This is a genomic window from Pararhodobacter sp., from assembly GCF_034676545.1.
In the GTDB taxonomy this organism is placed as follows: domain Bacteria; phylum Pseudomonadota; class Alphaproteobacteria; order Rhodobacterales; family Rhodobacteraceae; genus Pararhodobacter.
Genome location: NZ_JAUCBZ010000013.1, coordinates 11068 through 33766, shown reverse-complemented (window position 1 = coordinate 33766; position 22699 = coordinate 11068). Strand labels below are relative to the sequence as shown.

Annotated in this window: 33 protein-coding genes; all 33 read left to right on the top strand. The window is 63.6% G+C overall.

The window, feature by feature from the left end; genetic code table 11:
- Positions 1-294, top strand: a complete 294-nt coding sequence (locus VDQ28_RS03090; RefSeq protein WP_323034550.1) for a hypothetical protein — start codon at positions 1-3, stop codon at positions 292-294.
- Positions 291-551: a hypothetical protein gene (locus tag VDQ28_RS03085; protein ID WP_323034549.1), complete on the top strand. Its 261-nt coding sequence runs from the start codon at positions 291-293 to the stop codon at positions 549-551. The genes VDQ28_RS03090 and VDQ28_RS03085 overlap by 4 nt, the downstream gene beginning before the upstream one ends.
- The gene (locus tag VDQ28_RS03080) at positions 548-1111 is read left to right on the top strand and encodes an MT-A70 family methyltransferase (RefSeq protein WP_323034548.1); all 564 of its coding nucleotides are present in this window, start codon (positions 548-550) and stop codon (positions 1109-1111) included. The genes VDQ28_RS03085 and VDQ28_RS03080 overlap by 4 nt, the downstream gene beginning before the upstream one ends.
- Positions 1108-1389 carry a hypothetical protein gene (locus tag VDQ28_RS03075; protein WP_323034547.1) on the top strand — a complete coding sequence of 94 codons (282 nt, stop codon included), beginning with the start codon at positions 1108-1110 and terminating at the stop codon, positions 1387-1389. Before VDQ28_RS03080 ends, VDQ28_RS03075 begins: the two co-directional genes overlap by 4 nt.
- The gene (locus tag VDQ28_RS03070; protein WP_323034546.1) at positions 1386-2021 is read left to right on the top strand and encodes a regulatory protein GemA; all 636 of its coding nucleotides are present in this window, start codon (positions 1386-1388) and stop codon (positions 2019-2021) included. The genes VDQ28_RS03075 and VDQ28_RS03070 overlap by 4 nt, the downstream gene beginning before the upstream one ends.
- A 16-nt stretch (positions 2022-2037) precedes the next feature.
- Positions 2038-2424, top strand: a complete 387-nt coding sequence (locus VDQ28_RS03065) for a hypothetical protein (RefSeq protein ID WP_323034545.1) — start codon at positions 2038-2040, stop codon at positions 2422-2424.
- Between the two features lie 70 nt (positions 2425-2494).
- A complete protein-coding gene (locus VDQ28_RS03060; RefSeq protein ID WP_323034544.1) occupies positions 2495-3217 on the top strand; it encodes a TIGR02594 family protein in 723 nt (240 codons plus the stop codon).
- A gap of 1 nt (position 3218) precedes the next feature.
- Positions 3219-3530 carry a hypothetical protein gene (locus VDQ28_RS03055; protein ID WP_323034543.1) on the top strand — a complete coding sequence of 104 codons (312 nt, stop codon included), beginning with the start codon at positions 3219-3221 and terminating at the stop codon, positions 3528-3530.
- Positions 3530-3748, top strand: coding sequence for a TraR/DksA C4-type zinc finger protein (locus tag VDQ28_RS03050; RefSeq protein WP_323034542.1), 219 nt, complete (start codon positions 3530-3532; stop codon positions 3746-3748). Before VDQ28_RS03055 ends, VDQ28_RS03050 begins: the two co-directional genes overlap by 1 nt.
- Positions 3748-4149 carry a DUF2730 family protein gene (locus tag VDQ28_RS03045; protein ID WP_323034541.1) on the top strand — a complete coding sequence of 134 codons (402 nt, stop codon included), beginning with the start codon at positions 3748-3750 and terminating at the stop codon, positions 4147-4149. The genes VDQ28_RS03050 and VDQ28_RS03045 overlap by 1 nt, the downstream gene beginning before the upstream one ends.
- On the top strand, positions 4146-4454 hold the full coding sequence (locus VDQ28_RS03040) for a hypothetical protein (protein WP_323034540.1): 309 nt from the start codon (positions 4146-4148) through the stop codon (positions 4452-4454). The genes VDQ28_RS03045 and VDQ28_RS03040 overlap by 4 nt, the downstream gene beginning before the upstream one ends.
- On the top strand, positions 4454-5020 hold the full coding sequence (locus tag VDQ28_RS03035) for a DUF3486 family protein (protein WP_323034573.1): 567 nt from the start codon (positions 4454-4456) through the stop codon (positions 5018-5020). The genes VDQ28_RS03040 and VDQ28_RS03035 overlap by 1 nt, the downstream gene beginning before the upstream one ends.
- 3 nt (positions 5021-5023) lie before the next feature.
- Entirely contained in the window at positions 5024-6589 is a 1566-nt protein-coding gene (locus VDQ28_RS03030; RefSeq protein WP_323034539.1) for a hypothetical protein, read from the top strand.
- Positions 6589-8199, top strand: coding sequence for a DUF935 domain-containing protein (locus tag VDQ28_RS03025; RefSeq protein ID WP_323034538.1), 1611 nt, complete (start codon positions 6589-6591; stop codon positions 8197-8199). The genes VDQ28_RS03030 and VDQ28_RS03025 overlap by 1 nt, the downstream gene beginning before the upstream one ends.
- 14 nt (positions 8200-8213) lie before the next feature.
- Positions 8214-9548: a phage minor head protein gene (locus tag VDQ28_RS03020; RefSeq protein ID WP_323034537.1), complete on the top strand. Its 1335-nt coding sequence runs from the start codon at positions 8214-8216 to the stop codon at positions 9546-9548.
- Positions 9514-9732, top strand: coding sequence for a hypothetical protein (locus VDQ28_RS03015; RefSeq protein ID WP_323034536.1), 219 nt, complete (start codon positions 9514-9516; stop codon positions 9730-9732). The genes VDQ28_RS03020 and VDQ28_RS03015 overlap by 35 nt, the downstream gene beginning before the upstream one ends.
- 4 nt (positions 9733-9736) lie before the next feature.
- Positions 9737-10252, top strand: a complete 516-nt coding sequence (locus tag VDQ28_RS03010; protein ID WP_323034535.1) for a phage virion morphogenesis protein — start codon at positions 9737-9739, stop codon at positions 10250-10252.
- 198 nt (positions 10253-10450) lie between these two features.
- Positions 10451-11482 (top strand): phage protease, encoded by a 1032-nt coding sequence (locus VDQ28_RS03005; RefSeq protein ID WP_323034534.1) that lies wholly within the window; start codon positions 10451-10453, stop codon positions 11480-11482.
- Position 11483: 1 nt separating this feature from the next.
- On the top strand, positions 11484-11891 hold the full coding sequence (locus tag VDQ28_RS03000) for a hypothetical protein (protein ID WP_323034533.1): 408 nt from the start codon (positions 11484-11486) through the stop codon (positions 11889-11891).
- A 12-nt stretch (positions 11892-11903) separates the two neighbouring features.
- A complete protein-coding gene (locus VDQ28_RS02995; RefSeq protein WP_323034532.1) occupies positions 11904-12797 on the top strand; it encodes a Mu-like prophage major head subunit gpT family protein in 894 nt (297 codons plus the stop codon).
- A gap of 14 nt (positions 12798-12811) precedes the next feature.
- A complete protein-coding gene (locus VDQ28_RS02990) occupies positions 12812-13288 on the top strand; it encodes an HI1506-related protein (RefSeq protein ID WP_323034531.1) in 477 nt (158 codons plus the stop codon).
- Positions 13289-13312: 24 nt separating this feature from the next.
- Positions 13313-13738 (top strand): DUF1320 domain-containing protein, encoded by a 426-nt coding sequence (locus VDQ28_RS02985; RefSeq protein ID WP_323034530.1) that lies wholly within the window; start codon positions 13313-13315, stop codon positions 13736-13738.
- A 1-nt stretch (position 13739) separates the two neighbouring features.
- Complete coding sequence (locus VDQ28_RS02980; protein WP_323034529.1) at positions 13740-14315, top strand: hypothetical protein; 576 nt, start codon at positions 13740-13742, stop codon at positions 14313-14315.
- Complete coding sequence (locus VDQ28_RS02975) at positions 14312-14551, top strand: DUF2635 domain-containing protein (protein WP_323034528.1); 240 nt, start codon at positions 14312-14314, stop codon at positions 14549-14551. Before VDQ28_RS02980 ends, VDQ28_RS02975 begins: the two co-directional genes overlap by 4 nt.
- On the top strand, positions 14544-16016 hold the full coding sequence (locus tag VDQ28_RS02970) for a phage tail sheath subtilisin-like domain-containing protein (RefSeq protein ID WP_323034527.1): 1473 nt from the start codon (positions 14544-14546) through the stop codon (positions 16014-16016). The genes VDQ28_RS02975 and VDQ28_RS02970 overlap by 8 nt, the downstream gene beginning before the upstream one ends.
- A gap of 10 nt (positions 16017-16026) precedes the next feature.
- A complete protein-coding gene (locus VDQ28_RS02965; RefSeq protein ID WP_323034526.1) occupies positions 16027-16392 on the top strand; it encodes a phage tail tube protein in 366 nt (121 codons plus the stop codon).
- Between the two features lie 53 nt (positions 16393-16445).
- Entirely contained in the window at positions 16446-16916 is a 471-nt protein-coding gene (locus VDQ28_RS02960) for a phage tail assembly protein (RefSeq protein ID WP_323034525.1), read from the top strand.
- A complete protein-coding gene (locus tag VDQ28_RS02955) occupies positions 16913-17050 on the top strand; it encodes a hypothetical protein (RefSeq protein ID WP_323034524.1) in 138 nt (45 codons plus the stop codon). Before VDQ28_RS02960 ends, VDQ28_RS02955 begins: the two co-directional genes overlap by 4 nt.
- 3 nt (positions 17051-17053) lie before the next feature.
- On the top strand, positions 17054-19492 hold the full coding sequence (locus VDQ28_RS02950) for a phage tail tape measure protein (RefSeq protein WP_323034523.1): 2439 nt from the start codon (positions 17054-17056) through the stop codon (positions 19490-19492).
- Positions 19492-20139: a DNA circularization N-terminal domain-containing protein gene (locus VDQ28_RS02945; RefSeq protein WP_323034522.1), complete on the top strand. Its 648-nt coding sequence runs from the start codon at positions 19492-19494 to the stop codon at positions 20137-20139. Before VDQ28_RS02950 ends, VDQ28_RS02945 begins: the two co-directional genes overlap by 1 nt.
- Positions 20136-20759, top strand: coding sequence for a hypothetical protein (locus VDQ28_RS02940; protein ID WP_323034521.1), 624 nt, complete (start codon positions 20136-20138; stop codon positions 20757-20759). Before VDQ28_RS02945 ends, VDQ28_RS02940 begins: the two co-directional genes overlap by 4 nt.
- Entirely contained in the window at positions 20756-22042 is a 1287-nt protein-coding gene (locus VDQ28_RS02935; protein ID WP_323034520.1) for a phage baseplate assembly protein, read from the top strand. Before VDQ28_RS02940 ends, VDQ28_RS02935 begins: the two co-directional genes overlap by 4 nt.
- A complete protein-coding gene (locus tag VDQ28_RS02930; RefSeq protein ID WP_323034519.1) occupies positions 22039-22671 on the top strand; it encodes a phage baseplate assembly protein domain-containing protein in 633 nt (210 codons plus the stop codon). Before VDQ28_RS02935 ends, VDQ28_RS02930 begins: the two co-directional genes overlap by 4 nt.
- Positions 22672-22699: the final 28 nt, after the last annotated feature.

Below are 22699 nucleotides of genomic sequence, written 5' to 3'. Positions count from 1 at the left end.
ATGGCACTCATCACAAAAACCGTTGAAGTTCGTCAGATCATCTCTGTGACAGTTGATGAAGACAAGTTCTCCGAACAGTTCATGGAAGAGTTTCGGGCGAGCTTCTACCCGTTCTTTGATCTGGACGATCATATCCAGCATCTGGCCCAGCTCACGGCACGAGACATCATCACGGAATGGCCAAAAGATCAGTTTGTCGAAGGCTACGGCCCGCTCACGGATATGGGCATCAGCTGTGCTGAACAGGACGAATGTCTGGAAACAGAGATCGTCAAGGTGGGGGATGCGGCATGAGCAAGCGCGCACGATCCTATCTTAACCGTTATCCGCCGCCGAAACGCTGGACGCCGGCCTTGGCAATGCGTCGGACTGCTTGTCGCATTGAAGACGCTAAGGCCGCCCTTTTTGACATCATCGCCATTTGGAACAGTGTCGATCAAGGCCCCTGCAATGACGCTGAGGACCGCATCTGCGATCTTGATAACTGGCTGCAAGAGCTCCGCAAGGACATGGATGAGCGTATCGCGGCAGGCGAGGAGATCGGCCTATGAACTGGCCCTTCGATCCCCTTCGCCCACTGACCTACGGCGCGATCATTGCTGATCCGCCGTGGGCATACGAGATGCGTGGCCCTGATGGCTATGCGAAGTCACCGGAAGCCCATTACGACACCATGTCGGACAACGAAATCTGCGCACTGCCGGTGGACCATCTGGCTGGTGGCGACTGCCTGCTCTGGCTTTGGGCGATCTGGCCCAAGGTGCCGACAGCGCTCAAGGTGATGTCGGCTTGGGGCTTTGAGTACAAGACGGGTGGCAGCTGGACCAAAACCACGCGCCATGGCAAGCGTGCCTTTGGCACCGGCTACATCCTTCGCAGCTCCTGTGAGCCGTTTTTTATTGGCACCATTGGCCGTCCCCGGATCGGTAGCCGGTCCATCCGAAACCTGATCGAGAGCCCGCGCCGGGAGCACAGTCAGAAGCCGCCCGAGGCGCGCAAGGCAGTGGAAGCCCTGCGTCCGGACGCCTTCTGCGCGGAGCTTTTCGCGATTGAGGAATGGCCGGGCCACAGCATCTGGAACCCCAAGCCGCACAGGGAAGCCGCGCAATGAGTTTTCTGAAGGAAACGACGGCCATGTTCGGCCCTGTGCTCATGTGCTGGATCGCCATCAACATCGGCTACGTCTCCGGCAAGGCAGGGAACTGGTGGCCGGTATTGTTAGCGATGCTGCTTTGCGGCTCGGCTGTTTACTGGGCATCGTCTGTTGCCGAGGCTCAGGCGAAGTCCAAATGGGCAACGCTGCTCTACAACACCATGACGAATGGTGTGGATACGACCATTACGGTTGAGCACTTCCATTCTGATGCGGCGAAGGGAGAGCGCCCATGACCGCAACCGCCCGCCAGATCGGCGCGATCCATGCGCTTAAAACCCGCGTTGGTCTGGATGACGCCAGCTATCGCGATGTCCTCGAAGCCGAGACCGGAAAGCGCAGCTCAAAGGGGCTGAGCGTGAGCGAGGCGGGGCGTGTCATGGATCGCCTTAAGCTGCTCTCCGGTGGCTCTTCAGCGCCTCTCAAAGAGGGGGCTGAGAGGCTTTCAGGAAAGTATGTCGGTGTGTGCCGCGCGATCTGGATCGTGGGCTGGAACCTTGGTGTCTTCGAGGACCGCAAGGATTCCGCGATGATCGCCTTCGTAAAACGCCAGACAGGGTTAGACCACGTGAACTGGCTGCGCGATGATGCGCAGGCAGCACAGGTGATTGAGGCCCTGAAGGGCTGGCTCACCCGCGAAACCGGCTTCGAGTGGAACACAGAGGCTTACTACTTGAATGCGCGTGAAATCTCCCTTGCGCGATGGCGGAAGGAGGAGGTGTTGCGTCGCCAGATCAAGCGGCTTGAGGACTTTGGCATCAACGATGTGCCGGCCCGGTCGTGGATACGGCGCGCATCAGATGCGGATCTCGACCGCAAGCAAACGGATCTGGGCGACCTCTTGCGGAGGGCGCTCAAAGGCAAGTGAGGAGGCAGGGCAGCACATGACGCGAGAGTTTCCACGCCCGGATGTGCTGCCCCGCCCCATTGGCGCAATCGCCAGATATGCCCAGCTGATCGGCCCCGAGGCGGCGTTGAAGCTGGCCGAGGCGCGCGGGGGCACCATCATTTATGTGCCACACCCGCCTGTTGATGAGGCGAACGTGCTGTCTGGCGTGATTGGCATTGAAGCCACCGCCAAGCTGGCAGAAGCGTTCCCGGGCAATCAGCTCAAGATCCCCGTAGGACGCGAATGGCGCGCTGTCGTCTACCGCATGGCGGGTTTGCCCGTTGATCGTGTGGCATTGACGCTTGGCTGCGATCGGGGCACGGTCTATCGCATCCTTCGAGATCAGGATATTGCCGCCCGGCAGATGGTCCTCCCGATCTGATCCTGTCTTACATGTCACTGCGGCTTGTTGCGGTCACGCGCGGCACATTGGCTCCAAACTGGAGCCGTGCATGTACAGCATCAAAAACCTGCAAGCCCAGCTGATCCAGCTTGGTTATGACCTTGGCCCTTCCGGGGCCGACGGCGCTTTCGGACGCATGACCACGGCTGCCGTGGCGCAGTTTCAGGCCGATTATGCCGTTGGCGTAAAGTGGCCCGGCACGGTTGGCGAGAAGACTCTGGCCGCCCTGAATGCCGCCATCGTGCAGAAGGGTGGATCTGCCCGGGCGCTGGCTGGCGTTATCCTGCCATGGTACGAAGAAGCGAAGCGCCTTCAGGGCACGAAAGAGATTGCCGGCAAGGCCAGCAACCCCACCATCATGGGCTGGGCCAAGAAGCTCGGCGGGTGGATCGCCAGTTACTACAACAATGACGACATCCCGTGGTGCGGCCTGTTCCTGGCACACTGCATTGGCGCGACGCTGCCATCTGAAACCCTCCCTGCCAATCCGCTTGGCGCTCTGAACTGGGCGAAGTTCGGGGTGCGTTGCGCACCGACCCTTGGGGCCGTGCTCGTCTTCAGCCGCTCCGGCGGCGGGCATGTCGGTATCTATGTTGGCGAAGACGCCGAAGCCTATCACGTCCTCGGCGGGAACCAGTCAAACACAGTCAACATCACGCGCGTTGCCAAGAGCCGGCATGTCGACACGCGCTGGCCGGCAACGTGGCCCGCGCCTGATGCACGCAAGATTGCCCTGAGCGGCTCCGGCAAACTCTCCACCAACGAGGCGTGACATGACAAACAAGATGGAAGCCGCCCTGCGCACGGCCGCGCAGAAGGTCGGCGAGATCAACGGGACCGCTGCGGTGCTGGGCGTGAGCCCGGAAGCAGTGGCGTCGATCGCGCAGGCCATGCCCGCGCCCCTCGCGCTGGAGTCGCTCTGGCCGCAGATGCTGCGCTACGCCATCACGATCGGGGGCTCGGTGCTGGTCGGCCGAGGGCTGGTGACGGCCGCTGATCTGGAGATCATTGCAGGCGCAGCCCTTGCCCTTGCCCCGCCCTTGTACCGCACCGCCAGCACATGGCTGGCCCGCCGTGCAACCTGATGGCGGATGACATCGACAACGCGCAGCGCCTCGCGGATGCGTTCTGCGAGGCCGGCATCGCGCGGGCGCGGCAGAAGCTGGACGTGCAGGGGCCGGATGAGTGCGAGGACTGCGGTGCGATGATCGAGCCTCGTCGCCGCATCGCCATGCCCAGCGCCACCCGCTGCATTGCCTGTCAGGGTCAGCATGAGCGCGCAACCCGCGCACGGGGGCGGTGATGGATTGGGTTGATGTGGTCAAGGATTGGGTCTGGCTGGCATCCGCCATGTCGCCCTTCGTGGCTGGCGCGGTATTGCTCTGGCTGCGCAGTCAGTTCGCAACGAAAGCCGAGCATCAGGAAGCGCTGACAGCAGTCAGCAAGGGGCTGGCCGATATTCGCACCCATGTGGATCAGCGCCGCTCGGATACTGACGAGCGCCTGACACGCCTTGAAGTTGCGACGGAGGGGCTGCCCACTCGCAAGGATCTGGAGCAGGTCGGGGACCGTCTCGCGGGAGTGGAACGGGCAAGCGCAGTGACGGCCGAGGCGGTGCGCGGCACCGAACGCATGATGGGCAGGGTGGAGCACACCATGAACCTGCTCCTACAGCAGAAGCTCAATGAGGAGCGGGCAAGATGAGCCTGACCGAAACACTATCGAAGGATCGCCGCCGGCTGATCCTTGAGCACCTTGCTGCCGCTGAAGGTCATGCGCTTGGCGCGGGCGTCATCGCGGCGCTTGTGGTTGAGGGACGGCAGGCGACATGGCGCGACCAGGTGCTGGCGGATGTCGACTATCTGGCCCAGCTCGGGCTGGTGACGCTGGTGGAGTTCCCTTCCGCGCTTGGCCCGCAAAAAGAGGCGACGCTGACCGGGCTTGGCCTTGATGTGGCGCGGGGCCGGCCGCACCCGGCTGTGGCTGACAAGCTGCCGGGGTATCTGTGATGTCGCGCCGATCATCTGTTGATGCGCTGCCGCAGGAGGTGCGGGACTGGATCATGCGCCTGCGGGATCAGGGCGCAACCTATGATCAGATCCTCGCCAAGCTGCGCGAGCTCGATACGCTCTCCGTGCCGGTGCCGTCGCGCTCGGCGCTGCACCGGCACTTGCAAGAGGCGGAACGGGTTAAGGAGATGGTTGCCCGCCAGCGCATGATCGCGGAGACCATGGTCCGCGAACTGGGCGAGGTCGATGACAGCAAGGTGGCGCGTGGCAACATCGCGATGCTGCATACCATTCTCACCCGCGTACAGGTGGCGGCGCTGGATGCCGCTTCGGATGGCGAGGGCAAGCTCGACATGTCTCCCGGCGAGATCATGCAGCTGGCCAAGGCCATCGACCATCTCGGCAAATCCGCGAAGGACGATGTGGCGCGCACGCTCGCAATTGAAAAGCGGGCAGCGGAGAAGGCGCGATCCATGGCGGCCGAGAGCGCCAGCCGCGCTGCGCGTGAGCGCGGCCTGACAACTGAAGACATTGCGGCCATTCACAAGAGCATTCTGGAAGGGTGAACCATGGCCGACGCCGTGACCGAGTCTGTTTTCCTGCCCTACCAGTCGCGCCTGTCGCGCGCGGTCGATGCCCATGCAGTGACAGTGGTCGAGAAGAGCCGACGCACCGGCTATTCATGGGCGGCCAGTTTCATTGCCACACTGAAGGCGGGTGCCGCGAAGGCTTCTGGCGGCTCGGATGTGTTCTACATCGGCTATAATCTGGAGATGGCGCGCGAGTTCATTGACTATGTCGCCGCCGCCAGTCGTTCTTTCGCCATCGCATCATCTGTTCGCGAAGACCTGTTTCGTGATCCGGATAACCCTGACCGCGACGTGAAGGTCTTTCGCATCGACTATGCCTCGGGGCACAAGGTGCTTGCCCTGCCGTCCGTGCCACGTGCGCTGCGCGGCATGCAGGGGCTGGTCATCATTGATGAGGCTGCGTTCCACGACGACCTGGACGAACTGCTGAAGGCTGCCTTCGCCCTCCTGATCTGGGGTGGCAAGGTGCTTGTGATCTCCACGCATGATGGCGCGGAAAATCCGTTCAATGAGTTGGTTGAGGACATCCGGGCTGGTCGCAAACCCTATCACCTTGAACGCTGCACGTTCGATGACGCCCTTGCAGATGGCCTTTACCGGCGCATCTGCCGCGCGCAGGGCAAGGTCTGGAGCCCCGAGGCCGAGGCGAAATGGCGTGCGGACATCATTGCCCAGTATGGCGAAGCCGCCGATGAAGAATTGTTCTGCATTCCGCGCCAGTCGGGCGGTGCCGCTATTCCCGGCACGCTGGTGGAAGCGCGCATGCTGGCCACCTCCCCAGTCTTGCGCTTCTCCTGCCCGGATGACTTCGTGCACCGGCCGGAACGTGATCGGGAAGAGGCTGCCCTGCGCTGGTGTGAGGATCATCTTGCCCCGGAGCTCGCGCGGCTGGATCAGATGGACCGGCATGCCGTCGGCGTGGACTTCGGTCGGTCGGGCGATCTTTCGGTGTTCTGGCCGCTGGCCATCCAGCAGGGCCTTCAAAGGCACACGCCCTTCATCATCGAACTGCGCAATGTCCCGTTCCGCCAGCAGGAACAGATCCTGTTCTATCTTTGTGATCGCCTGCCGCGCTTTGAGGCCGGCAAACTGGATGCGCGCGGCAACGGTCAGTATCTGGCCGAGGTTGCTGCCCAGCGATACGGCTCTCGCATTGAGCAGGTGATGCTTTCGGAAGGCTGGTATCGCGAGAACATGCCGCCAATGAAGGCGATGATTGAGGATGCCTCCATCACCTTGCCGAAGGACCGGGACGTGCATGGTGACTTCCGTGCACTCACCATTGTGCGGGGTGTCATCCGTGTCCCGGAGCGCACCACAGGCAAGGATGGTGGCCAGCGCCACGGTGACAGCGCGATCGCTTGCGCACTTGCCGTTGCCGCGAGCCGGGCCGAGGTCACCGAATATGGCTATCGGGCCGTGACCACAGCGCGCGCGAACAATGACTACGGCGCAGGCAATGGATGGGCGCGTCCGAACCATGCCGGTGACACGGATGGGCGCGGCATGGCCCATGCTGGCCGACACATCAGGGGGGCGCTGTGATGGCCCGCTATTCCAAAATCCTCGGCCCTGATGGCCAGCCGATCGACAAGGCTCTCTTTGATCGCATGCCGGTGGCGGGGCCGACGCTGGCCGGTGTCCGATCGCCCATTTCCGGGCATCCCGCTGACGGGCTGACCCCGGCGCGTCTTGCCGCGATCCACCGTGCGGCCGCGACCGGAGACCCGCTCGCCTATCTGGAGCTGGCCGAGGACATCGAGGAGCGCGACCTCCATTATCTGGCGGTGCTGGGCACACGGAAACGTCAGGTTGCCCAGCTGCCGATCATTGTCGAGGCCGTATCCGATTCCCCGGCCCACGAAGAGCACGCGAATCTTGTCAGGGCATGGCTGCGAAAGAAGGTGCTGGCCGGTGCGCTGTTCGACATGCTGGATGCTATCGGCAAGGGCTATTCGATTCTTGAGATCGAGTGGGAGAGCAAGCCCGGCTCAGTGATGCCGGCCGCGCTCCACTGGCGCGATCCGCGCTGGTTCACTTTTGATGATCTCACCCTCGACGAGCCACAGTTGCTCGATGCTGCGGGCAAGCTGCCGCTGGAGCCGCATCGGTTCGTGGTGCACCGGCACAAGGCCAAAAGCGGCTTGACCATCCGCGCCGGCCTTGCCCGCGTGGCAAGCTGGGCGTGGATGTACAAGGCATTCACCCAGCGGGACTGGGCGATCTTCGTGCAGAATTACGGAATGCCAATCCGACTTGGCCGTTACCATTCAGCTGCCACGGATGATGAACTTGATGTGCTGTGGCGCGCCGTCTCCAATGTTGCAGGAGACTGCGCGGCCATTGTGCCCGAGAACATGCGTATCGAGTTTATCGAGCAGAAGAACAGCGCCGACGGATCAGAGCTCTACGAAAAGCGCGCCGACTGGATGGACCGGCAGGTCTCCAAGCTGGTGCTGGGTCAGACCGCCACCACGGATGCCATTGCCGGCGGGCACGCTGTGGGCAAAGAGCACCGTCTCGTGCAGGAGGATCTGGAGCGGTTTGACGCCGGACTGGTGAGCGCCACTGTCACCCGGCAGATCGCCGCGCCCATGGTGGCTTTCACCTTCGGGGCACAGGAAGAGTATCCGACAGTCACCATCGGACGGCCGGATGAACTGCCGATCCCCGTGATTGTTGAAGCAATTTCCAAGCTGGGGCCGCTCGGGCTTGAAGTCGAGGAAAGCCAAATCCTCGACCGGCTCGGCTTTGAGGTGCGCGCCGAAAGCGTGGATGGCAAGCCGGTGCGGGTCATCGGTGGTCGGTCCGCTGCTCCCGCTCCTGCGCCGGAGCCGGCTCTCCAGACCCGCGCTCCCAGCCAGTCAGGCGGGATGCTGGATCGCCTGTTTGATCTTCATGGGCGCAAGCCGGAGCCGGATCATCTGGAGATCCTCACGCGCCGTCTTGGCGAGGATGCGGCCGGCGCACTGGCCGGCTTGACAGAGTCTGTCCGCGCCGAGGTCGAGGCAGCCGAGGACATGCAGGATCTACTGGCACGTCTCGACCGGCTCGAGCTCGAGCCGGAAGCCTTTCAGGAGGCAATGGCGCGGGGCATGGCGCTGGCGCACATGGTTGGCATGGCCTCCATCATCGACGCCACCCGCGACGACTGACGGGAGCGCGGCCGGTGACCACCCTCAGCGCCATGGATCTGCCGTTTGATGAGGCCATCGCCTATCTGCGGCAGAAGACGAACACCACGTCCGAGCACTGGACGGATGTGTTCGGCAAGGCAAATTCAAAGAGCTTCACGGTTGCTGGCGCGACAACCCGCGATCTGGTCGCAGACTTCCGGACAGAGGTCGCAAAGGCGATTGAAAAGGGCGCATCGCTTCAGGAGTTCCGCAAGTCGTTTGACGACATTGTGAGTCGTCATGGCTGGGAGCATACCGGCACGCCGGGATGGCGGGCGCGGATCATTTACGAGACCAATCTCGGCATGGCCTATTCGGCCGGACGCTATCAGCAGATGAGTGAGCCGGAGACGCTCGCCGCGTTTCCTTACTGGCAATATGTGCATTCCGGCTCCCTGCACCCACGCCCCCACCACAAGGCTTGGGATGGCACATTGCTGCGGGCGGATGATCCGTGGTGGGACAGCCACTATCCCCCGAATGGCTGGCGCTGCGGCTGCCGGGTGCGGCCGGTGTCCGCGCGCGGCATGGCCCGCATGGGCCGCACCGGGCCGGATAGTGCGCCCGTGATCGACACGCGCCAGTGGGTCAACCCGCACACGGGCGAGGTGCTGCATGTGCCGGTGGGGATTGATCCGGGCTTTGGCTACAACCCGGGGCGCGAGTGGAAGGCGGAGCGGGTGCAGCTCCCGGGCAATGCCACGCTCACCGTCAAGCCGGCAGCGCCGCCACCCAAGCCCGTTGTACCGGAGCCGCCCCCTGTCAATTTGCATCCTGACAGCTCAGAGGTGGAGCGCTTCCGCGCAGACAATCTCCTGCACAATGACTTCCGGGCGTGGGGCAAGCGCCTCAAACCCACCGAAAGTGCTGCGCTCGATCTGTATAAGGGGTCGGATTACCGGCTCATGAATAGTCATCTGCGTGGCCATCTGGATGCCGACAGCTACATGCCCGCCATCAGGGCTCTCGACGCAGCGCTTGCGCGGGCCAAAACTTCACGGGCGATCACGGTGCATCGCGGGGTCAAGATGGGCACCCCTTGGGACAATGTGAAGGTGGGCGAAACCATCCGGGAACCGGGCTTCCTCTCCACCAGCATCAATCCGCAGACAGCCCAAAATTTTCAGGGTGGAGCCATCATTGAGGTTCGTTTGCCGAAGGGCTATAGTGGGGGTGCTTATGTCAATCGTATTCCTGACGTGAAACATCCGGAATACGAATTCCTGATCCGTCCAGGCTCACCATTTCGGGTGGTGGAGCGGACAGGGTCTAAGATCGTAGTGGAGCCTGCTCGTGGCGCGCGTCGAAAGTCGCCAAAACTTGATTGATCGTCTTGTCGACCTCAATGGCGGCAAGGCATCCGTGCGCGCGATCTACGAGACCTTCGATGATGCTGGCCTGCAGCAGGCCGTCACACATGCTGAAGCCGCCGCCCAAGACATCAAGGTGCGCGGTCGCCTTGCATCTGTCTGGAGCGACGACGCTCCCGAGATCGAGCGCGGGCAGAACTAGCCGCATGGCTGGCGTGATCCTCGAGACCCGCGTGGTCGGCGATGCCGCTATCCGTGCCTTCACACAGCTCGCCTTGCACGTCACCAACACCCAACCCATCATGGCCGCGATCGGCACCGCGCTGGTTGAGAATGTTCACCAGCGTTTCGAGCGCGCCTCCGGCCCCGGTGGTGCGGCGTGGGCTCCCCTTAATCCGGTCTATGCCAGCGGCAAGAAGGGGCCGGGCATCTTGCGCGAGAGCGGGATGCGCGGTGGCCTGATGGGCTCCATCACCCGGCGCGCTGGCCATGACTATGTCGAGGTGGGCACCAACAAGATCTATGGGGCCATCCACCAGTTCGGCGGTGTCATCCAACCCAAGTCATCCGACCGGCTCTATTTCAAGATGGGCGGCAAGATGGTCGGCGCGAACAGCGTCACCATCCCCGCGCGCCCCTATCTCGGGATCGACCATGAGGATGAGCAGGTCATTCTCGAAACGCTGGTGGATGCCATCGACAGGGCGATCGGGCTGGGGTAATCCTCAGTGCAGTCGCCTAAGAGGCTTTAAGAGCCCTAAGAGGGGGGCAGCAGGCACACACCGGGCTCGATTGCTATATCGCCCCCGCCTGACCCTGAGCGCCCGCCACGCCCGCCCATATCGCGCGGCCCTCCCGGCCTCCCCTTGACGCATCTGCGGCCATGAACGCCGCCCGTTCCATCCGCCATTCTGGCCGGCATGGAAACCGTTCTCCTACATAGCGCACTTCCCGAACTGCCTGCCGGCGAAGCTCCTGAATGGGTGCACTTCATTCCGGCAGGCACATTTCGTGGGCAGGATGGGCGCGGCCCCTACACCCTGCGTGATCCGCAGGCGGTGATTGCGACCTCGCTGCAGCGTGCGAACGGACGTCTCCCTCTCGACGTCAACCACGCCATTGATCTGGCCGGCAAGCAGGGCGGCGAGTCTCCCGCACGGGGCTGGATCGTGGGCCTTGAAGCCCGCGCCGATGGTGTGTGGGGCAAGGTAGAATGGACGCAGACTGGCCGCCAGATGGTGGCCGCCCGTGAATACCGGGGCATCTCGCCGGCCATCCTGCGCAAGCCCGATGGTGAGGTCGTGGCCCTGCTGCGTGCCTCGCTGACCAACGACCCTAACCTCACTCAGCTCGCAACTCTCCATAACCGGAGCACCGATATGGAATTGATCGCCCAGCTGCGCACCGCACTGGGTCTCGGGGCAGATGCGCCCGAGGCCGATGTGGTGGCCGCAGTCACCGCCAACCACGCGGCGGTGGAAACGCACGCTGCCAGTCTCAAGGCCATTGCCACGGCAGCGGGGCTGGATGCCGCCACCCCGGCCGATGCCCTCGTGACCGAGCTCCAGTCCCGACACGCCGCCGGCCAGCAGGGTGACACCCAGCTGCGCCAGACTGTGGTGGATCTCCAGAACCAGCTCACCACGCTCCAGAACATCACGGCGCGCAAAGAGGCCGAGCGCGTCATTGATGAGGGCATCAAGGCGGGCAAGGTGGCGCTGGTGCAGCTGCGCACTCACTACATCGACCGGCATATGGCGGACCCGGTGGCGGTCGAAAAGGAGATCGCCTCCATGATGGGGATCATCGGTGGTCGCACCATCGTGCCGACCCCCGTGCCGCCCGGCGAAGTCTCGCTCCACGCGGACGAGCGCGCTGTCTGCGAGATGATGGGGATCGATCCCAAGGCATTTGCAGAAAGCCGCAAGGCGCTGAGCATGGAGGCGCTCTGACATGGTGGCTCTCACCTCTCCCCGCGACACCGTCGAACGCAATGGCGATGACTTCGTCTTCCCGGTTGCTGCCGGAAAGAAGATCCATGCCGGCTCACTGGTCGCTCTGGACGCAGCCGGCAACCTGACGCCGGGCGCGGAAGCCGCGACCCTTCACGGCGCTGCCGTTGCGCGCAAGTCCGTCGACAACAGTGCCGGCGCAGCCGGTGCCGAGGCGGCTCCTGTCAAGCGCGGCTGCTTCCGCTTTGGCAACAGCGCCGGTGCAGATGAGCTCACGCGCGCTGATGTCGGCAAGGATTGCTACATCGTCGACGATCAGACCGTCGCCAAAACCAGCAACACCAACGCCCGCTCCAAGGCCGGCATCGTGCGCGATGTCGATGTCCATGGCGTGTGGGTCGACTTCTGATCGGGGCGATACATGATCATCAACCGAGATAACCTTCAGACCCTTTTCGTGGGTTTCAACACCGCCTTTTCAGGCGGGTTTGCCGAGGCGGCTCCCCAGTGGGAGCGCATCGCCACGCGCGTACCGTCGACCACCGCAAAGGAAGAGTATGGCTGGATCGGCAAGATCCCCAATGTCCGGGAATGGCTTGGTGATCGGCACGTCCAGAACCTGTCCCAGTCGGACTATGCCATCCGCAACCGGGACTTCGAGCTGACCGTCAAGGTCGACCGGAACGACATCGAGGATGACAATATCGGGCTCTATCGCCCGCTGTTCGAAGAGCTCGGCCGCTCCACCGGGGCACATTACGACCAGCTGGTGTGGGGCCTTCTCAAGGCTGGCTTCTCGACCCGTTGCTATGACGGCCAGCCCTTCTTCGACGCCGATCATCCTGTCCTGGACGAAAACGGCAAGGTCGTTTCGGTTGCCAATACCGATGGCGGCACCGGAGCGCCGTGGTTCCTGATCGACAACAGCCGGGCGCTGAAGCCGGTCATACTTCAGGTTCGAAAGGCATGGCAGCTTGTCCGCAAGGACAGCCCTGATGATGAGAATGTCTTCAGCCGAAAGGAATTCGTCTACGGGGTCGACGCCCGGCATGCCGTGGGCTTTGGCTTCTGGCAGTTCTCGTGGGGTTCGAAGCAGCCTCTGACGGGCGCGACCTATGGCAATGCCCGCGCCGCTCTGGCGTCCATGAAGGGCGACTATGGCCGCCCGCTGGGCCTCTCCGGCAAGGTGCTGGTGGTTTCTCCAACCCTCGAAAGTACGGCGCGCAAGCTGCTGAACAGCGATCTGGCGGCCGGCGGTGAAACCAATGAGTGGAAGGGCACCGCCGAACTGCTTGTCGTTCCGTGGCTGGCGTGAGGGAGGGCGACGCGATGAAATCCTACACCATCATCTGCTCACGTCCCGGCCATCGCCGGGCCGGCATTGAGCACCCTGCACACCGGACCTATGGCCCCGGCGAACTGACGAACGGACAGTTGGAGCTTCTGGAAGGCGACCCCCTGATCTCGGTCATTGAGGGTGATGGGCACCGTGAGCCGACATTTTTGGATGTGGTGCTCGATGACATCCGAGCGCAACTTCGCGCGGCGGCTGCGGGCGGCGAGCCATTTCCAGATATCCGAGATGATGTGCGGGCCGCACTCACCCGCCGGCGCTTGGCGCTGACCCATACCGAGGGTGCGTCCGCCGGCACAGCCGCGCCCCAGCTCGCACAGCCCGAACCTTTTGAACCGGAAACGGGCGAGGCCGGAGAGGGGGAAGCGGATGAAGCCTCCCCGGCCGACACTGACACCAGCGTCGATGCCGCCCCGACAACGCGCCGTCGCCGTACCAAACCCGCCTCTTAACCGCGCACAAAGAGCCTCTTGAGCATGTACGCATCCATCGCCGACATGACGTCCCGCTTCGGTGAGGCGGAGATGATCCGCTTCTCCGTCGCGGGCGGGGAGATCCCGGAAGAGATCCTGCCGGCGCGGATCGAGGGAGCTCTGACCGATGCCTCTCACCTGATCGACAGCTATCTCGGCCGGCGCTACCGCACGCCCATCGCCTCGCCCACACCGGAGCTTGTCCGGGCCGCTTGCGTGCTGGCCCGGTTCGATTTGGCGCATGGCGTGGAGCGGGAGCCGACCGAGCAGATGCGCCTTGCCCGCAAGGATGTCATCGCGTGGCTGGAGCGTTTGGCGGATGGCGGTGCTGTCCTCGAAGGGGCGGACAGCACCGCAACCGTGGCCACAAAGGCCCGCTGGCATGATCGCCAACCGGCCTTTGTCACCCCGCCCAATGGAGGGCTGTGATATGGCGGTGGAAACCGATCCCGTCACGCTGGTTCATCGCGCTGTCGCCGATCTGGTCGCGCCATGGTTTGATCCCAAGAAGTGGATGGCTCCGGCTGTCATTGGTCTGCCGATGACCCCGGATGAGTTCCGCCGCCTCTCCGAACAGACCCCGCGCATGCACCTCGGCTGGGAGGGTTTCAAGGCCAATGGCGAGATGGGCCGGATGTTCGCCGGCACGCTCAGCTTCCGGCTGATGGCCGTGATTAAAAACTCCGAGCGCAGCAATGTGCATATGGGCGACCGCCATGGCCCCGGCCTCTATCCGGTCGTCATGGCGCTTGGCGCGGCGCTGCATGGGCAGACCATTGAGAATGTCGGCACCATTCAGGTGACCGACGCCAACCAGGCCAACATTGACGGCTGGAAAACGCTGGGCGCTGCCGCCGGCATCGTCAGTTTCAACGTCCACACCTCGCTCGGCGATCTGCTGGGTGCAGGTGCCGATGCACCTGCCTTCACTCGCCTCGTCTCATCCTTCGATGCGCCCGGCCTTGAGGTCGAGGATGTCATCTCTCTACCCGGAGCCACGCCATGAAAACCTATCTGATCCCGGTCTCCGGCGACCCCTTGCCCTATCCCGGCGGTGTGCTGCCGGCGGAAGGAGACCATGTCGAGATGGATCGTTTCTGGCGTCGCCGCTTACGGGACGGATCAGTCGTGACCGGTCGCCCACGCCGGGACAGTGTCCCCCGGCAGGCTGAGCCATCGTCGCCCGCTGAAGCCGTAAAGGCCGCCAGCCCTCGCCGCAAATCAGGGGAAACAAATGACTGAAATCTCGTTCGACGAAATCCCGCTGAACTGGCGGAAGCCCGGCGTCTATACCGAGGTCAAGCCGGTCTATGACGACATGGGGCTGGCTGAATATCCGGCCCGCACCATCATCATCGGCCAGAAGCTGGCATCCGGAAGCGCTGCCCCTGAAGTCATCACTGCCATCACGCGCCCTGAACAGGGCCTTGCGCTGGCTGGCGCTGGCTCGGTCGGGGCCGAGATGGTGGATTACTTCAAACGCGCGAACCGCGCCACGGAATGCATGCTGATCCTGTTGCCGGATGCGGCAGCCGGTATCGCCGCGTCCGGAACCCTGACCTTTACAGGCGCGCCTGCCTTTGGCGGTCCGCTGCCCGTCTACGTCGAGGATGAGCGTCTCGCCATCGCGGTCACGGCAGGCCAGAGCCTTGCTGCCATCGCGATCGCCGTCGCCGCGGCTATCAATGCCATGGCCCATCTGCCGGTGACGGCCAGTGCCGCAGAGGGCGTGGTGACCCTGACAGCCCGCCACAAGGGCGAGGTTGGCAATGGCTACCACATTGCTGTTGCGCGCCGGCAGGGTGATGCCGTGCCGGCTGGCCTGTCTGTTGCTGTCTCGTCCATGAGCGGCGGCGCGACCAACCCCGACATTGATGATGCCCTCGATGCCATCGGCAATGAGTGGTTCACGGATCTGGTGGTGCCGTGGACCGATGCGACCACTCTCTCCAAGCTGTCCGCATGGCTGGATGAGCGCTACTCGGCCATGGCCCGGCTGGACGCTCATGCCTATGCCGGCGTGCGGGGCAATTACGCCGGACTGGTGACAAAGGGTGGGCTCACCAACTCGCGTCACCTGACCCTGATCGGTGCGCACGGCTCGCCTTCCGCACCCCACAAATGGGCCGCCTCGCTCGCCGGTGTCGCATCCCACTATCTGACCAATGATCCGGCCCGCCAGTTGCGCTCTCTCGTGCTCGTGGGAATTGAAGCACCTGCCGCACCCGATTGCTTTGAGGAGGGCGAACAGAACCTGCTGCTCGGCAAGGGTATCTCGACCTTCTCGCGCCTGAAGGACGGGCGCGTCACGCTGGATCGCGTCATTACTGCCTATCGGGTCTCGAACCTTGGCGTCGCCGACACGGCATGGCTGGACATCATGGTCCCCAAGACCTTGTCGCGCATCCGGTACGACTGGGGGGCCTATGCCCAGCTCCAGTGGCCACGCCACAAGCTGGCCAATGACGGCACTGCGGCAGCCAATCATGCGGACAATGTCGCAACGCCCCGCCGCGTCCATGGCAGCTGGGGGGCGCGCTGTGACCTTTATGAGCGCCGAGGCTGGATCGAGGATGCCGAAACCACCGTGGGCAAGAGTGTCTTTGCGCGAGATGACAGCGACAAGAACCGGCTCAATTCCCGCAAGCGCGTGCAGATCATCGGCAATCTGATGGTGCTGGCCGGCGCGCTCGAATTCCAGGTCTGAGGAGGAACGGATGCAGGTTCTCGGCATCGTCGACATCATCTGGCTCGGCCGCAATATCCCGGTCGAGAAGGGCGCAAAGCTGCGTCTTGGTGGCATCAAGAACACTGCTGTCACCTACGGGCGCAAGGTTGCCCGGTCTGCTGAGTTTCAGGGGTCCGAGGTCTCGGCGAAGACGCACCTCGAGAAGGGGCAGCGCTGGCGTGACCAGTACAGCAGCGAAGTTGAAGGTGAACTGCAGGTCATCTGTGACACCAACCAGACCTACACCTTCCCCGACGCCTTTCTGGAAGGCGACATCCCCACCATGACCGCCGGCGAGGGCGGATCGATCGACCTGAAATGGGCGGCTGGCGACTATCTCGAGATCGTGGCGTGACGCCCCCATGCACCTCTGCGCCTGCGCGCACAATGTCTTTTGGAGTTGCTGACATGACCAAGGATGCCGCCATCATCAATCTGGATGATCTGCCCAATGAGGATGCTGGCCGTGACACTGGCCCGGCCACTGTCATCGATGAGGATGGCACTGTCACCGTGGTGGATGAGGATGCGGAGCTGGGCGGCGGGCTGCCTGTGCGCGCCATCCTCAATCCGGATGGCACAGTGACGCTGCCCCTGCGCAAGCCTGTCGCACTGACCGTGCGCTCGGCGCGACACGGGGATCGCACGGAAACCTATGACAAGCTGAGTTTCCGTGGCCTTGTCGGGGCAGACATCCGGGCGGTTTCCGCCGCGAGCGAGGCCAGCCGGCTCATCGTCCTGATGGCACGCGCAACCGGAATCCGTGAGGCGGTCATGAATGCCCTGTTCGACCGGATGGATGGCGGCGACATCATGGATGCGCAGGAGTGCGTCCAGCATTTTTTCGGCAATGGGAAGCAGACGAAAACCCGCTCGTGATCATCGGCGGGCTGGTCGTCGAATCCAACTTCACGGCCAGCGAGATCGACAGCCTTACCATCGACGATGCCCGCTTCTGGTGGAACGCGATCGCCGCCTACCGGGTGCGGGTGAAGGAGGCGCAAGAGGAGTAGCAGATGGCCGGCCGCACGATGGACCTATCAATACTCGTGCGGCTGGTTGACCGGATCACGGGTCCGCTCGGCGCGCTCCAGCGCCGGTTTGCGCAGTTCGCGGCCCTTGGCCAGCGCATCGGCATTCTCGGCGCTGCGGCAGCCGCCATCAGCTTTGCGGCCCCCATCGCGAGCGCGGCAGCATTTGACCAGGCACTGCGGGATATTGTCGTCACGGCCGATTATGGCGGCACAGCTGCCGAGCGGCGCATCCGCGAACTGGCGTCCTCTGTCAGCAAGCTCGCGCTTGAGGTTGGCATTGCCTCAAATGATCTGCTCAAAGCGCAGGGCCTCCTGATCGCGGCTGGCGCGGAAGAGACACTGGTCGACAAGCTCATGCCCACCATTGGCCGCGTGGCCAAGGCATCCAGCGCGGTCCCGGAAGATGTCGCGAAGGTGACATTCGCCCTTTCAAATTCTCTGAAGATTAGTGCCGGAGAAATGGAGATCGCGCTCGCCAAGCTGGTGACAGCGGGCAAGCTCGGCCGTTTCGAATTCCGGGATATGGCAAAAGAACTGCCTGAGCTCGCGTCACAGTTCGCCAAGTTCCGGGTCACCGGACTGGAAGCGGTGGAGACCATCGGCGCATCCCTTCAGGTCGCCATGTTCGGCACCGATAACACCTCGGCGGCGGCAAACAATTTCAAGAATTTCTTGTCCAAGTTGTTATCCCCCGAAGTGGTCAAGAATTTTGAGAAGAAAGCGGGCGTCGACATTCTTGGCGTGATGCAGGATGCCTCGGCCAAGGGGCTCAACCCGATCGAGTCCGCCATCCAGAAGATCATGCAGGTCACGGGGGTCTCAACCGAGAAGGCGATGGACATCTTCCGGGCGCGCAAGGGCGAGGGCATGACGGATGCCGAGGCGGCAGCGGCCGCTGTCGAGCAGATCAAGGCCATTGCAGGCTCCGGCAAGCTCTCGCAGATCTTTGGCGATATGCAGGTGCTCGACTTCCTGTTGCCCATGCTGGCCAATATCGAGAAGTACAAAGAGTTTAAGCAGGCCATTTCCGAGGCTGGGCTTGATGTCATCGCCAAGGATTTTGCGACCCAGTTTGAGGGGCTTCAGACCCAGCTGGCAATCACGGAAGAGATCGGCACGCAGATGGCCAACCGCATCGGCATTGCCTTCGGCCAGAACCTGCCGTGGATCAATGCCTTTGGCACAACGCTGCTCCAATGGGTACATCAGCTCGATCAAGACTTCCCGGGCATGGTCGACACGATTGTAAGCGGCTTCGGCGCATTCCTCGCCCTTGTCGCCGGGCTGGCGCTGACCGGGCCTGTCTTCACGGTGCTTTCGGCTGCCTTTGGTGCCTTGGCTGCCGTGATCGCGCTTGTGCTCTCGCCCCTCGGCCTGCTTCTGGCTGCGCTCGCGGCCATTGCCTACCTGATCTATCAGGACTGGGAGGGCTTCGCGCCGTTCTTCAGCGAGCTTTGGGAGGGGGTAAAGACCTCTTTCAGCGGCCTTATCGAGTTCTTTCAAGCACTCTTTGCCGGGGATTGGGCGGGCATGGAAGCGGGGCTGGCGAAGGCGCAGGCTGGCCTGTCGCGTGCCGGCCAAGCCCTCGTGCGCATCGCGGCCCGGCTGCTGCCGATGATCGGCAATGCCTTGCGGGCTGGCGGTGCGGCGTTGCTGGGCTGGCTGGACAATCTGTTCGGCGGCTGGCCGTCCAAGATCGCGGGCGTGGTGCGTGGCATTGGCATTGCCATCGGGTCTGCCTTTGGAGTGATTGGAGGGCAGGTTTACGCGTGGGGGAAGGGGCTTCTGGATCGCATCCTTGGGGCCTTCGGTACCAATCCGGCTGCGCTGACGGCCAAGGGTGCGGAACTGATCAACGGGCTATGGAACGGCGCAAAGTCGGTCGCATCTTCAGTTCTTCAATGGGCAGGAAACTGGGCAGGTAACCTGATCAACGAACTCTCCAGTTGGAAAGATGAGGACTGGGCCAAAATCGGAACGGACATCGGCAACAAGATTTCCAACTCGGTGAAAGAAGCCATCAACAGCCTGGTGGACTGGTTCGCGGGCCTGCCGGGGCGCATCCTCGGGGCCATCGGCTCCATTGATCTGTCCGGCATCATCAAGATGCCATCCCTGCCGGCATGGATGGGGGGTAGCCCCGCCGCGCCCGCCGCCGCCAACGAGAACACGCCGGGTGCCAGCGCTCCCGCTGCGCCAGTGTCCGGCCCCGCCAGCGCCCCCGCACCGCAGAAGCAGGGCTTTGCGCCTGTCGCTGGCCCCAAATTCGCCTCGGCCGCTGCCGTATCCGGCAAGACGGATATTGGCGGGCGCATCATTGTTGCCGCCGCGCCGGGCTCCGAAGTGCGGCAGGTGGAAACCACGAACAAGGCCGTGCCGTTGCAGAAAGCCGATAATGGCCGCGTCGTCGGGAGGGTGTGATGTCAATCTGGACTGGCTGGCGCGACCTGCTGCCCGGCCTCATGCCGGCGGCGTTCCGGGGTGTGAGGTTCCACGTCATCAACAGCCGGCATGAGGTTGGCCGGCGCATCCTGCTGACATGGATGCCGGGTGTCGATACGCCGGCCAGTGACGACTTCGGGCGTCTGCCGGGCACGATCGATGTCCGCGCCCTCCTCGTGGGTGATAACTACGTGGCGCAAGCCGAGGCGTTCCGGCGGGCCTGTGAGACTCCCGGAATCGGCACGCTGCTGCATCCATGGCTGGGAGAGAAGCGGGTGCTGATCGAGCGCCCGGCCCAGATCTCCCTTGCCGACAACGAGCTGGGCGTGGCGTGGATCGATGTGGGCTTCACCCCGGTTGAGTTGAGCCTTGCCCCGCTGGTGGATACAGCCTCGCAGGTGCTGTCCGCCGCTGGCGGATTGCGCGCTGCCGCTGGCGGATATGGCGGCGCGGCCCTTGGCGGCATCACGACGGTTGCCACGCGCGCGCAAGTGCACTCGACCGCCAGTGCCGTTGCCGGGGCCATATCCTCCCGCATTGCCATGGCACCGGAAGGTGCGGCCCTGATGCCGTTGGTGCAGACGGGTATCCAGCAGATCGGTGCTGCCATTTCGGGTGCGTCATGACAGAGCTCTCATCTCTTCTTGTCGCGATTGCCCGCCCCATCGCGGATGCCGCGCTCTCCCGGCCTGCCCCGGCCATAGGGGCTGCGGCCGGCTATATCGCGCCTGCCGCCATCATCACCCCGCGCCGGGCCGTCGCGCTGCTGCGCGCCATAGCGGCAGACATTTCGGCGCTCGATGCGCTGGGTGCTGAAGCGCAGGCGGCGCGGCTGGCAGCCTACTGCGCCGTGCTGGCTGATGCGGTGCGGGCGGCGACCGACATCGCCTATGAGAGCCGGCAGGAGGCAGATGCCATGCGCGCTGCGCTCGATGCGGATCTTGCCGGAGCCATGGATATGGCGGCTGATGCAGCGCTCGCACTGCCGGGTGCGGGCGGCGCATTGTGGTCGGCCATCGCCCAGCTGCGCGCCCAGCTCGCACGCGACCTGCACGAGGTGGTCGGGCGGCTGCCATCGGTGCTGACTGTCAGGCCTCCAATGGGCATCAGTGTCTGGCTTCTGGCCCAGCATTATGCCGGAGACGATCCGCGCAGCGTGATCGCCATGCATGGCGACATCGTCACCCGCAACCGTCTGCCGCATCCCGGCACGGTGCTGACCGACACCATTGAGGTGCTGCCATGATCCGGGCGACGCGCGCCTTCACGCTGGTGCTGGATGGCACCCCATATGATGAGTGGACCAGTGCCGAGGTGACCCGCGACATCGAGGACATGACCGGGTCTTTCCGCTTCGAGTTGCGGGATGGTGCGCGCAACTGGGCAGCATTCCCGTTCGCGACCCTTGGGCGCTATGGCAACAAGGTGGCGCTGGGGCTTGAAGCGAAGGTCTATGTGAGTGGCGAGCTGGTGTTGGTGGGCTGGGTGGATACGCTCTCGCCAGCCGCCGGACAGGATGGTGCCCGTGTCTCGGTATCCGGATCGGACAAGGCGCGAGATCTGATCGATGGCGCTGCGACCGTCGAGGGACCCTCCGAGTTCCGGCGCAAAACCATGGACGAAATCGGTCGCGAAGTGGTGCGACCCTATGGCCTCGAGTGGCGCAGCGAGGTTGATGTCGGTGAGCCCTTTGAGCGGTATGTGCTCGAGCCCGGTGAAACGGCACTGAGTGCGCTGGAAAAGGGGCTGCGCCAGCGCGGAGGCCTGCTCACCAGTGATGGTGTCGGAGGGCTCGTCGTGACCCGCACCGGTGCGCGGCGCGCGCCATCGCCCCTGAGGTTCCCCGGCAATCTGCTCGGGTCATCCGGCGAGTTCTCGGCGGAAGGTCGTCACTCCGAATACCACGTGAAGGGGCAGGCAGAAGCTGCCGGCGGCAAGCGCCGCAAGCGTGCCAAGCATAACGCGAAGCAGTCTCCACTCGACAGCACGGCGCAGCCCCTGTTTGCTCGCGCCCTGTTCGCGCCAGCGCTGGCAATGAATCATCCTGCATGGATTGATGCCCAACTCGAACATGAGATGGCAGGCGTCGGTATATGGGGGCGCGCGCGCGATGAAGAGATGCGCCGCTACCGGCCCCTTGTCACCCTCGGCCGAACCCAGCTGACGGATGATGGCGCCCAATGCCAGGCCGAATGGATGGAGCGCACCTCACGCGGCAGTGCGGAGAGCCTTGATTATGAGGTCAAGGGCTATCGGGGCGAGAGCGGGGAGCTCTGGCGGCCCAATGAGATTTCTGCCGTGAGTGATGCCTTCCTCGATGTGGATCGCGACATGCTGATTGCGGGCGTGACCTATCGCTACAGCGAGGATGGGGGAGAGGTGACCGCATTGCGGGTGACCTCTCCTGATGCCTATGACCGTGAGCCGGTGGGCGGCCGCCGCACGAACAGGCAGGGGCAGCACAAGGGGCGCAAACGCGGGTCATCCGGGCACTCCGGACCACTGGACAGCACAGCGAGGCCGCTTTGAAACTCTCGGAACTTGCGCTGCAGATGCGTGGCATGGTGAGCCGTGGTGTGGTGCGCACCACGAAGGATGAGGCCGAAACGCAGACGGTGGATGTGTCCCTCTATGCCGGGCATGATCTGACAGATGTCGAGGTGCTGTATCCTACGGGCTTCGCATCGCGGGCCGAGGACAATGGCCTCGTTGTGGTGCTGGCCATCGGTGGCGATGGGGGTGATCGCGTTGCACTGCCCATTGCTTCACCGGGCAACCGGCTGGGCAATCTCGAGCCGGGAGAAGTTGCGCTTTACAGCCCGGTTGACGGTTCCCGGGTCCACATCAAGGCAGATGGATCAATAGATGTCATCGCCACCGGTGCCGTGAGGGTGACCAGCGCCGGACCTGTCGATGTCTCGACGCCCGCGCCAGTGTCGATCACGTCCGGAGGGTCAATCACATGCACCTATGCGGGCGGCACCGTGGATATGCAGGCCGGCTTTGTGCGCGGGCGGATGTCGGATGGTTCCCGCTTTGCCGCCGGCACAGGCTGGGCCAAGATTGCGGCGGGCGGTCATCATGTGGCCGTCACCAAGGGCGGCATCACGGTATCCGTCCCACCCGTGATCGGGCCTGATCCTGCCCCCGACATCTGATTGTCGGCACGCCGTGACGCATATGCGG

What these genes read in the sequence shown, in the direction of transcription:
- VDQ28_RS03000 (WP_323034533.1), top strand. Translation starts at nt 11,484, where the DNA reads ATGGTGGCTCTCACCTCTCCCCGCGACACCGTCGAACGCAATGGCGAT.
- VDQ28_RS03010 (WP_323034535.1), top strand. Translation starts at nt 9,737, where the DNA reads ATGGCTGGCGTGATCCTCGAGACCCGCGTGGTCGGCGATGCCGCTATC.
- VDQ28_RS03025 (WP_323034538.1), top strand. Translation starts at nt 6,589, where the DNA reads ATGGCCCGCTATTCCAAAATCCTCGGCCCTGATGGCCAGCCGATCGAC.
- VDQ28_RS02945 (WP_323034522.1), top strand. Translation starts at nt 19,492, where the DNA reads ATGTCAATCTGGACTGGCTGGCGCGACCTGCTGCCCGGCCTCATGCCG.
- VDQ28_RS03030 (WP_323034539.1), top strand. Translation starts at nt 5,024, where the DNA reads ATGGCCGACGCCGTGACCGAGTCTGTTTTCCTGCCCTACCAGTCGCGC.
- VDQ28_RS03035 (WP_323034573.1), top strand. Translation starts at nt 4,454, where the DNA reads ATGTCGCGCCGATCATCTGTTGATGCGCTGCCGCAGGAGGTGCGGGAC.
- VDQ28_RS02950 (WP_323034523.1), top strand. Translation starts at nt 17,054, where the DNA reads ATGGCCGGCCGCACGATGGACCTATCAATACTCGTGCGGCTGGTTGAC.
- VDQ28_RS03060 (WP_323034544.1), top strand. Translation starts at nt 2,495, where the DNA reads ATGTACAGCATCAAAAACCTGCAAGCCCAGCTGATCCAGCTTGGTTAT.
- VDQ28_RS03005 (WP_323034534.1), top strand. Translation starts at nt 10,451, where the DNA reads ATGGAAACCGTTCTCCTACATAGCGCACTTCCCGAACTGCCTGCCGGC.
- VDQ28_RS02935 (WP_323034520.1), top strand. Translation starts at nt 20,756, where the DNA reads ATGATCCGGGCGACGCGCGCCTTCACGCTGGTGCTGGATGGCACCCCA.
- VDQ28_RS02965 (WP_323034526.1), top strand. Translation starts at nt 16,027, where the DNA reads ATGCAGGTTCTCGGCATCGTCGACATCATCTGGCTCGGCCGCAATATC.
- VDQ28_RS02995 (WP_323034532.1), top strand. Translation starts at nt 11,904, where the DNA reads ATGATCATCAACCGAGATAACCTTCAGACCCTTTTCGTGGGTTTCAAC.
- VDQ28_RS03050 (WP_323034542.1), top strand. Translation starts at nt 3,530, where the DNA reads ATGGCGGATGACATCGACAACGCGCAGCGCCTCGCGGATGCGTTCTGC.
- VDQ28_RS03055 (WP_323034543.1), top strand. Translation starts at nt 3,219, where the DNA reads ATGACAAACAAGATGGAAGCCGCCCTGCGCACGGCCGCGCAGAAGGTC.
- VDQ28_RS02970 (WP_323034527.1), top strand. Translation starts at nt 14,544, where the DNA reads ATGACTGAAATCTCGTTCGACGAAATCCCGCTGAACTGGCGGAAGCCC.
- VDQ28_RS02985 (WP_323034530.1), top strand. Translation starts at nt 13,313, where the DNA reads ATGTACGCATCCATCGCCGACATGACGTCCCGCTTCGGTGAGGCGGAG.
- VDQ28_RS03080 (WP_323034548.1), top strand. Translation starts at nt 548, where the DNA reads ATGAACTGGCCCTTCGATCCCCTTCGCCCACTGACCTACGGCGCGATC.
- VDQ28_RS03040 (WP_323034540.1), top strand. Translation starts at nt 4,146, where the DNA reads ATGAGCCTGACCGAAACACTATCGAAGGATCGCCGCCGGCTGATCCTT.
- VDQ28_RS03045 (WP_323034541.1), top strand. Translation starts at nt 3,748, where the DNA reads ATGGATTGGGTTGATGTGGTCAAGGATTGGGTCTGGCTGGCATCCGCC.
- VDQ28_RS02980 (WP_323034529.1), top strand. Translation starts at nt 13,740, where the DNA reads ATGGCGGTGGAAACCGATCCCGTCACGCTGGTTCATCGCGCTGTCGCC.
- VDQ28_RS03090 (WP_323034550.1), top strand. Translation starts at nt 1, where the DNA reads ATGGCACTCATCACAAAAACCGTTGAAGTTCGTCAGATCATCTCTGTG.
- VDQ28_RS02960 (WP_323034525.1), top strand. Translation starts at nt 16,446, where the DNA reads ATGACCAAGGATGCCGCCATCATCAATCTGGATGATCTGCCCAATGAG.
- VDQ28_RS03085 (WP_323034549.1), top strand. Translation starts at nt 291, where the DNA reads ATGAGCAAGCGCGCACGATCCTATCTTAACCGTTATCCGCCGCCGAAA.
- VDQ28_RS02990 (WP_323034531.1), top strand. Translation starts at nt 12,812, where the DNA reads ATGAAATCCTACACCATCATCTGCTCACGTCCCGGCCATCGCCGGGCC.
- VDQ28_RS03075 (WP_323034547.1), top strand. Translation starts at nt 1,108, where the DNA reads ATGAGTTTTCTGAAGGAAACGACGGCCATGTTCGGCCCTGTGCTCATG.
- VDQ28_RS02940 (WP_323034521.1), top strand. Translation starts at nt 20,136, where the DNA reads ATGACAGAGCTCTCATCTCTTCTTGTCGCGATTGCCCGCCCCATCGCG.
- VDQ28_RS02975 (WP_323034528.1), top strand. Translation starts at nt 14,312, where the DNA reads ATGAAAACCTATCTGATCCCGGTCTCCGGCGACCCCTTGCCCTATCCC.
- VDQ28_RS03065 (WP_323034545.1), top strand. Translation starts at nt 2,038, where the DNA reads ATGACGCGAGAGTTTCCACGCCCGGATGTGCTGCCCCGCCCCATTGGC.
- VDQ28_RS03070 (WP_323034546.1), top strand. Translation starts at nt 1,386, where the DNA reads ATGACCGCAACCGCCCGCCAGATCGGCGCGATCCATGCGCTTAAAACC.